Consider the following 8665-nt stretch of genomic DNA (forward strand, 5'->3'; position numbering starts at 1 on the left):
TACTGACTACTGACTACTGACTACTGACTACTGACTACTGACTACTGACTACTGACTACTGACTACTGACTACTGACTACTGACTACTGACTACTGACTACTGACTACTGACTACTGACTACTGACTACTGACTACTGACTACTGACTACTGACTACTGACTACTCTTTTACTCGCACGTCGATAACGCTGGCGTTGAAAATGTACTTGCTGCCTTCAAGCTCTAGCGTAGTGCCAATTTTGACTTTCGTATTACCTAAAACCGGGCCATTTTCAGTAAGTTGACCTTTTCCCTCTAAGGTAAACATCATATTTTTGCTGAAGGCTTCTTCTTCTCTGGGATCGGGGAGAGCTTTCAGAGTGCCGTTGGGCTGAGGAACTGCTAGGGTTCTGGTGAGAGTTTTGGCTGATTTGATGGTAATCTGACCGGAGGGTTGATTGCGGATCACCACATTGATTTTATCACCGGGTTTGAACAAATCTTGAACGTTTGTTCCTTTAAGACCGATCGCAATTGCATCAATTTCTACAGGTTTGACACTGGTGCCGACTTGGGCGACGGAACCGCCAGAAGTGCCGGGAAAGAAGAAGATTCCGACTGCAACTAGCAGTACGATCAGAGCCGCACCTACGTCTAGGATGCTGAGTTTGCCGAACAGCCGGCCTTGAGAATCCAAAATTTTCATAAATCGCCTATTATACTGATAGCGAAAGGAGTATGTTTACAAGATCAGGACTTACGCAGACATCGATGAAAAACAGATGCTGCTATTGCTGAGCTACCGCTGGCAATGACATACTTTATTGATGTGTAAGTCCTGAAGCTAAAAGATATTACCACAACGATCGCCCCAAATCCGCATGACTGGGGCACTTAACCCAGAAGGCAGTTGACGGCGGTTGGTTGGCCTGCGGGCCGATCGCCCAGAAGCTGGTGGCGCGGTTAAAAATTGACAAAAAGCTAGAATAGCAACTAATCAGCCTCAAATTGCGTCTGCCTATTTAGTGACTTTTCGAGTTTTTCGTACAATTTTATCTAACTTCTGGCACGTATCACTCATGTTAAAAAATTTTTGGTTGACTTGCCGGCGTACTTGTGGCCGGGGGATTTATCTGTTTCTGTCCCTGATTGTGGCTGCGGGTATCTGGGTGGTTTCCCCGGAACCGACTCAAGCATTTTCTTTGCCTGAACTGATTTTCCGAGGCATTCAAGTTATTCAATTGTCGAATATGTCCGATCGGCAAGAGGTGACTATTGGCCGACAAATTAATCAGCAGTTAACCAACAGCGAGTTTAAGATTGACCGCGATCGGGACACTACAGAATATATCAACCGTATCGGTCAACGACTCGCTCAAGAAAGCACTCGCCCCAATATTCCTTATACTTTTCAAGTGATTGACGACGACAATATTAATGCTTTTGCGACAATGGGCGGTTTTGTTTATGTGAATAAAGGTTTGATGACGGCGGCGGACAATGAGGCAGAATTGGCCAGTGTCATCGCCCACGAAATCGCTCACATTAATGCTCGTCACGCGCTTAAACAAATGCGTCAAATGGCCATAGCTTCAGGTGTAGCTTCGGCGACTGGGCTCGATCGATCTCAGGCGGTTCAGATTGGGGTGGAATTGGCCTTGCGGCGCCCCCACAGTCGCCAAGCTGAGTATGAAGCCGATCAGTTGGGATTGCAAACTATGGGGCGAGCGGGCTACGCTCAATCTGGGATGGTTGATTTTATGAAAAAGTTGCTCAACAAGCCTTCTCCTCCGAGCATTTTAAGCACTCACCCGGCAACTGGCGATCGTATTGCTGCTATTTCGCAGGCTATAGATCCGGAGCTTGCTAGCGGTGAAGGTTTGGATAATGAGGATTACAGGCTAGAAATCCGCAGGCTTTTGGGCTCGTAGAAATGTAAATCAGTCAGGCAATCTCTTCTCTTCTCTTCTCTTTTCTTACTTCGCGATCTTCGCGTCTTCGCGGTTGATTAAAAAACAAATCCAGTTACTAGGGTAAGTCAGCAGCAAGTTAATTGCGATTTAATAGATATCACATCTTGCACCATTCTCAAGAACGGGCAAGATGCCCGTTCCACAAGAGATAAATTTTCTTGTGGAACAGGGATCTTGCCTGTTCATAAAAGAATTATTGACAAAGGTGCAATATCTAAGATAGATCGGACGTGAACTGACATACCCTACAACTAAAACTTGATTTAACACTGCTGTTGAACCACAGAATCGATCGCAGGTTTCGGGGGTGCAATCGGCTGCGGCTTCAATTGCCTGACAACTTCGTCAAACGGCAAAATTCGGACTTGATTGTTAAATACATTTACTTGATAAACTCTGCGGTAGCTGAGGTCAAATCCTGTCAGCCAGCCGCTTTTGGGATGATAAGCGCCCGTGTCAATATCCAACCACCCTTCGCCCCTGACTAATTCGCCCGGTCTGACCCCATGAAAGGTAAAGGTGATCGTGTGACCCGTGATAATTAATTTATTGGGAAAATAGGGTTTCGACATGGTGTGAAATTCCCTGCGAATCCAACAGAGTTGTTCGATCGACTGTTCATCGAGCGACAGATGGGGGTCAACGCCGGCGTGAACTAGCCAGATGTCCCCTAAGTCCAGGTGCGTGGGGAGCGATCGCAGCCACTCTAAGTGTTTGTACGGCATCATCCCTGTCTCTCTGTAGCTCGCTACTGTCGCATCGCCGCCACTGTAGAGCCAAGATTGCCACGCTCGCATATCCATCGGCGTCCCCGACAAAGCCTCCAGCATCAGTTGTTCGTGGTTGCCCAACAGAGTTTGGTAGGGGCTTTGCTGCACAAAATCTAATACCTGAGCGCTTTTGGGGCCACGATCGATTAAGTCTCCCAAAAAATAGACGCGATCGTTCGAGCTGGGGGCAAGTGCCTCTAGCAGGGTCATTAAGCCGTCGTAATGCCCGTGTACGTCCCCGATAACAATGCGCCGATGCTCCATTGTGTTTATCCGCTTCCCTGACTCAAAAGCCCCATCTCTAGCTTATAGCATCTGATTTTGCTGCTATTTGCCTCCCCTCTTTTACGGTGGAGGGGTGTCACCCATTATAGTGCTTTGTATAAAGATTCTGTAAAGCTCGCCAGTCTCTGTTTGCGTAGCTACTGATAGAAACACAGGCAAGCTGTTAATTGTGCTTCTGCAAGTGCTGTTACTGAGGCAAAGCTTTGAGTTATTTCACGCGCTAGGGTGCATCAGCGATTAGCCGACCGATTAAGTCGAAAATAATCCTAGCTGACCACCCTAAAATACGATCGAGCCTTAACGATTGTTACTGAGTCAAAGCTTTGAGGAATGTCTGGAGTTCTGCCAAAAAACCTTTCTTTTTTAAGGGTTTGGCAGGTGTGGTGGAGTCAGGATCGGCGCTGGGGAGAGAAGCGGCTAAAATCCGCTCTAAATCGTCTCCGACTGGTTTTTGGGCGGTTTCAGAAATTAGTTCGTATTGGTCGTTTGTTTCCAGCCACACTTGCCAGGATTGGGGGTAGCAGCGGAATAAAGCAGCAGTGTCTAGGGGTCTGATGTAGTAGCAGGATTCAATTTTGCTGAGGAATCGATCGCGCAATTGGCGGCCCGCATAGCCTATACCTATGGTGGCAACATCTTCGAGGCGCGGGTTGAGTAGAATTACTGGGCGACCTGCAGCAGCTATGTAAAGTTTTTCGACTTGGGCAACTTCTACGGCTGCTGGATTGATCAAAAGGAAAAGTTGATCTTCCGGCGCTATTTTATCTTCAACAGGAGTGCGACTGCTGCCTAAATCAGTGACTTTAAACGGTGTTTCTCCCCAGTCACGGCGCGCGAGGGCAGCAGCACCGGTGTCGGGAAAAAAGACTTTTACTCCGGGGTAGATTTCCTCAAATTCTGGGAGGAATTGTAAGGTGATAGACTGTGCTTGTAGGGCGATTTCTGGAAATACTAATTCGACTTGCAGTAGAGTTTTGCCGTCCGAGAGGGCAGCGGCGGTGGCAATGCGGGATTGGGCGATCGCCTCGTTGAGATCCTTGGGCAGTTCGGTCATTAATTTAATTGTTTTTACTCGACTTCTCTCAATCTAATTTTACCTGAGATATTGCACCATTCTCAATTACCTATTTAGGAACAGGCTTTTCGGCCTGTTCCACAAGAAAATTCACTCTTTGTGGAAAGGGCATCCGGCTTTCCGTTTAGGAACAGGCTTTTCGGCCTGTTCCACAAAAAAAATTTACTCTTTGTGGAACGGGCATCTTGCCCGTTCTTGAGCATAATACAAGATGTAAGTTTTACCGGCTCAAGCAACAAAAGCTAACACTGACACGGGCGAACCGGAACCTCCCAAAAGGCGCAATATTCCGATAACTAAAGTCATTTCAGCCGCAGGTAACAAGTCGAGATTTGCTAGATTTTCCAGCACTATTCGCTGCTTTTCCAATACCAATTTGTTAACCGCAAAACTTTCATCTCGCCCGGTATCGACTCCGTGAGTGTCGGTTCCAATTCCCGCGATAGAGCGTTCTTCTAGCAAAAATTGAGTTGCTGCTTTGCCAAATCCCGGAAAGTGGCAAATTCCGCGCTCGTCTCTGTCGAAAAATGCTTTCTCGTCATCCCATTTTTCTTGCCAGCCAGTATACAATAAAACTAGATTTCCCGGTTCTATAAGTTTGTGCTGCCGTTCCCAAGTCAATATATCATCAATTGTTAAAGTGTAGTCGGGATTGGCAAGACTTTGCTCTCGGATGTCGATCGCAATTGCCGGCACAACGAGCGACTGCGGGGAATAATTATCAATGCTGGCGCCTTCTGCATAAAAGCTGTTGGGTGCGTTGATGTGAGTGCCGCTGTGTTCGCCAATCGAAAATTTTCGCAGGAAATACCCGTCTGTTTCTATTTGAGATACTGTGGCAATTTCTGGGGCTGGATCTCCTGGCCAAATGGGAATATTTGGGTGAATTGCATGGGTTAAGTCTACAATTGTGCTATAGGCGATAGTTTTTAAGTTATTTGACTTAAAGTTGTTTGTCATCAGGTTAAATATATTTATTATTTATTAAACACAGTTGAGTTTTTGACCTTCTGCGAGATAAATCTAAAATCTAAAATCTAAAATCTAAAATTCGATTAGTCGATCGAGCGTTGCTTCCATCACATCCTTTGTTTGCCCGGAAACAGTATACACCAAAGCTTCTCGATAAACTCTACCGGCTGGGTGTAGCACACCGTTAGCAGCACCGCTAGAAACTGCAACCGCAGCGTGCCCGCAACGCACCGCTAAATCAATGGCTTGAGCTCGCAGCGCTAATTGTTCTGCTTTCGAGCTATGTTGAGATTGTGGGAAATTCTGTTTTAGCCGATCGAGCTTTTGCTCTAGTTTTTGGCAAGCCGCCGTTATAAAAGGTGAATTCTTAGCAGCCGCCGCTGCTGCAATTACATCCAATCCCGCTCGAATACAGCCAAAAGTAGCCGGAACAAAATTCAGTATATTTTTGGTGTCGTTTTCCGAAATCCAGCCGACAGGCTTAACTGAAATTATTTCCGATTCATGCAGCAACCAATTATCCAGAGTGGCTGTCACAGTATTAGTCGAGTTCATGGCAATTAACTGCATGATTTCGCTACAAGCTATTTTACCATATTCGCCTTCAATATTGGCAAAAGGCACTAAACCGAAAACAGCGGGTTCGTCAGGAAGTACCGCAGCTACAATAAACTTTTGAAAAAAGCCAAAACCTGTTATCCAAGGAACTTTTCCTGACAGTAAATAGCCATCTTTTGCGGGAGTGGCGGTGACGGCCGGATTGCCCGATCGCCTTAAATGCGAAAACCCAATACCCAAGCGTAACTCTTTTTGGGCGATCGCGGGCAAGTATCTGCTTTTTAGCATTTCATTGTCGCTGTTGGCAAGCATCGCAGTTGCGCTGTGGTGCTGAGTTTGCAGGAAAGACAATGCGCCGGAATATCGAGCCGTCAATTCCTGATATTGGTAAAAAATCTCCGGTGCAATTTCGGCACCGCCCCATTTTTGGGGAACTCGCAATGCTAAGAGCGATCGATCTTCCAATCCAGCAATTGCTGTTTTTAGGGCTTCCGAGTCGCTGTCGATAATTTCCGCGTGGGGTGAAACGCACTTTTGCAGGTAAGTTTCTGTGCTGTTTAGAATATCTTGAAAATCCATGTTTTATAATTATTTTATAGCAGAGGTAGGGACGCGGCAGTGCCGTGTCCCTACTTATTTCCTCACATTGTGCACCCTTATCAAGAACAGGCAAGATGCCTGTTCCACAAGAAATAAATTCTATCTATTGTGGAACGGGCATCTTGCCTGTTCATAAAAGGCTGACTGAGAATGCCAAAACTAACTCATTGCCACACTTTCCAAGGAGCCTTCCCTTCATCCCAAAGTTCGTTTAAATACTTGTATTCTCGAAAAGTATCCATCGCAAAGAAGAAGCCCTCATGACGGTAAGCCATCAACTGTCCGTCTGCGGCCAAACGCTGCATCGGCTCCTGTTCTAAAATACAATCATCTCCCCCCAAATACTCAAATACCCGGCGGTTAAATATCATATATCCAACACTGATCCAGCCGTCGATTTGAGGTTTTTCAGTAAATTGAACTACGCGGCTATCGCTGTCTACCTCCAAAATTCCAAAGCGAGAAATCGGGCGAAATGTAGTGACAGTTGCCAGCTTCCCGTGAGACTTGTGAAAATCCATCAAGGCGTCAATATCGACATCAGCTACTCCATCGCCGTATGTCACCATGAAATTCTCGCGATCGATATATTTTTCGATTCGTTTTACCCGCCCTCCCGTCATGCTTGCCGCGCCAGTTTCAGCCAGTGTCACCTTAAAATCTTGTTCGAGATGTTCCTCGTGATAAGTGATGATATTTTGGCGTCCCAGACAGATAGTAAAGTCATTGTTCATGGCTTCATAATTGAGGAAATATTCTTTAATCATGTTGCCGCGATAGCCCAAGCACACAATAAAGTCTTGGAAACCGTAGTGTGCATATATCTTCATGATGTGCCAAATAATCGGATGCCCCCCCACCTCAACTAAGGGTTTGGGACGAAATTCTGTTTCTTCTCTGAGACGAGTACCGAGACCACCTGCTAGGATAACTACTTGCATTTTTTCAATTTTTTAAAGATGATCAATTAATTTATCATCAATAATCAGTGATTTATTCAAAGAATTATTAACTTTTTCTCATAGTGAGTGAAGCTTTGTAAACCACAGAAATCACAAACTATTCTCAATAATCGTATGCTGGGCGCCCAGCCCCCTCTATTTACGTCTATTTATGAATAATCCTAGGGTGCGCGCGGAGAACCATGTATTTAAATATTGCGGGCCATTTCTACTTAACCGTAGGTCGCGCACTGCACACCGTATATTTAAATGCGGCGCGCAATTAATTTCTAACTTACGAATGGTAGATTAGGAAATAGACAAACAAAGCCAACACCTCTATTAAATATAAGGAAGAGATTCACCAGCAATGAAAACTCAACTCGATCGCCTAAAAAAGTTTTTAGGTATCCTGTGTGCGATCGCCTCAATAATTATATTATTCCAATCGGCTATACCGGGTGTTTACGCCACGGTTGTTGCACCGAAAATCTCAACCCTACCACAAACCACCATAGCTTTTGTACCCAACATACCGGGCGGCGGATTAGACTTTCACGAATCAGCAGGAGGACACACTTTAGAGAGACACGTTGGTAAAACAGAAGCACAACTAGCACAGCGACTCGCAAGCGAAACGAGAATTTCTGCAGCATCTTCTTTTACTGACCGTTCCCTCGCCGAAGCGGCTATTGCAGAAGCAATGAACAGAAATCAAAGTGCGATCGACTCTTGGGTGAAAAGTCGAGGTAATCGTTATACGATCGACTACAACGCCAACAGAATAATTGGCATTACTCTGCGTCGCCGCGCATCCAAAGCAAATTCAACATCTCGCCTGAGAATCGTCCTCCAGCGCAGCGCCAAATTACCACCCGGATACTTTATTCTCACAGCTTATCCCCAATGATCAATCAATTTCCTCATTTAACCCAATTTTTCAGTTCCTACTTTCACCAAGACTGGCCGTTAGAAGCTGACACTCCCAGCGATGTAGTGAACAACTACCGCAGCAGCGAACCCCCCGCAACTGTTGAAGCTGCATCGCAAGAACTCAGCAAACTGCTAAAAATGCCGATCGCCCCAGCCGATTTAGAAGCATTCATCCTCGATGAATTAGGGTGTTACTACGATCCACAATCCGAAAATAAAACAGTCCGAGAGTGGTTGGAATCGGTGCAAAAATCTTTGCATAATCCTAGATAAAATCTATATATTTGTAGGGACACGGCACTGCCGTGCCCCACAATTTGTCTATATATTTGTAAGGACACGGCAGTGCCCAAGGCGTGTCAACTTAAGCTTTTCGTCCGCTAGTCCTCGCGCCTACCCGCCAGTCCGCCAGGGAATGAATTCCCTGTCTAATAGCCAAAGTCCTCTAAAAGAGGACTGAATAATTCATTAGTCCTCTTTTAGAGGACTTCAGCTTTGAGGCCTTGTCATTACCAACATTTTTCAAACGACTGGGTTGTAAAATCAGCAGCCCAGCACATATCCATCAATCGACTAAAT

General features: G+C 45.7%; 10 protein-coding genes. 3 read left to right on the forward strand and 7 right to left on the reverse strand.

Features of this window, described 5'->3' with window-relative positions:
* Window positions 1-160 precede the first annotated feature (160 nt).
* Window positions 161-685: a DUF4330 domain-containing protein gene (locus tag QUB06_RS33065; RefSeq protein ID WP_333438880.1), complete on the reverse strand. Its 525-nt coding sequence runs from the start codon at window positions 683-685 to the stop codon at window positions 161-163.
* Between the two features lie 148 nt (window positions 686-833).
* Window positions 834-956: a hypothetical protein gene (locus QUB06_RS33070; RefSeq protein WP_333438882.1), complete on the reverse strand. Its 123-nt coding sequence runs from the start codon at window positions 954-956 to the stop codon at window positions 834-836.
* A 102-nt stretch (window positions 957-1058) separates the two neighbouring features.
* Between QUB06_RS33070 and QUB06_RS33075 the strand changes: the two genes are divergently transcribed.
* Window positions 1059-1910, forward strand: a complete 852-nt coding sequence (locus QUB06_RS33075) for a M48 family metallopeptidase (RefSeq protein ID WP_333438884.1) — start codon at window positions 1059-1061, stop codon at window positions 1908-1910.
* A 305-nt stretch (window positions 1911-2215) separates the two neighbouring features.
* On the opposite strand, the gene QUB06_RS33080 is transcribed toward QUB06_RS33075, so the two are convergent.
* From QUB06_RS33080 to rfbF, 5 genes are all read right to left on the reverse strand, one after another.
* Window positions 2216-2986 (reverse strand): metallophosphoesterase family protein, encoded by a 771-nt coding sequence (locus tag QUB06_RS33080; protein ID WP_333438886.1) that lies wholly within the window; start codon window positions 2984-2986, stop codon window positions 2216-2218.
* A 328-nt stretch (window positions 2987-3314) separates the two neighbouring features.
* The gene (locus tag QUB06_RS33085) at window positions 3315-4061 is read right to left on the reverse strand and encodes a DUF1995 family protein (RefSeq protein WP_333143732.1); all 747 of its coding nucleotides are present in this window, start codon (window positions 4059-4061) and stop codon (window positions 3315-3317) included.
* 249 nt (window positions 4062-4310) lie between these two features.
* Entirely contained in the window at window positions 4311-5042 is a 732-nt protein-coding gene (locus QUB06_RS33090; protein WP_333438888.1) for a cyclase family protein, read from the reverse strand.
* Window positions 5043-5126: 84 nt separating this feature from the next.
* Window positions 5127-6191: an acyl-CoA dehydrogenase family protein gene (locus tag QUB06_RS33095; RefSeq protein ID WP_333438889.1), complete on the reverse strand. Its 1065-nt coding sequence runs from the start codon at window positions 6189-6191 to the stop codon at window positions 5127-5129.
* Between the two features lie 185 nt (window positions 6192-6376).
* Window positions 6377-7153 (reverse strand): glucose-1-phosphate cytidylyltransferase, encoded by a 777-nt coding sequence (gene rfbF / locus QUB06_RS33100; RefSeq protein WP_333438891.1) that lies wholly within the window; start codon window positions 7151-7153, stop codon window positions 6377-6379.
* A 370-nt stretch (window positions 7154-7523) separates the two neighbouring features.
* Here rfbF and QUB06_RS33105 point away from each other — a divergent pair, with 370 nt between their 5' ends.
* Window positions 7524-8063, forward strand: a complete 540-nt coding sequence (locus QUB06_RS33105; protein WP_333438893.1) for an RNase A-like domain-containing protein — start codon at window positions 7524-7526, stop codon at window positions 8061-8063.
* Entirely contained in the window at window positions 8060-8359 is a 300-nt protein-coding gene (locus tag QUB06_RS33110) for a contact-dependent growth inhibition system immunity protein (protein WP_333438895.1), read from the forward strand. Before QUB06_RS33105 ends, QUB06_RS33110 begins: the two co-directional genes overlap by 4 nt.
* Window positions 8360-8665: the final 306 nt, after the last annotated feature.

Origin of the sequence: Microcoleus sp. D2_18a_D3 (assembly GCF_036702455.1) — a bacterium.
GTDB lineage: Bacteria > Cyanobacteriota > Cyanobacteriia > Cyanobacteriales > Microcoleaceae > Microcoleus.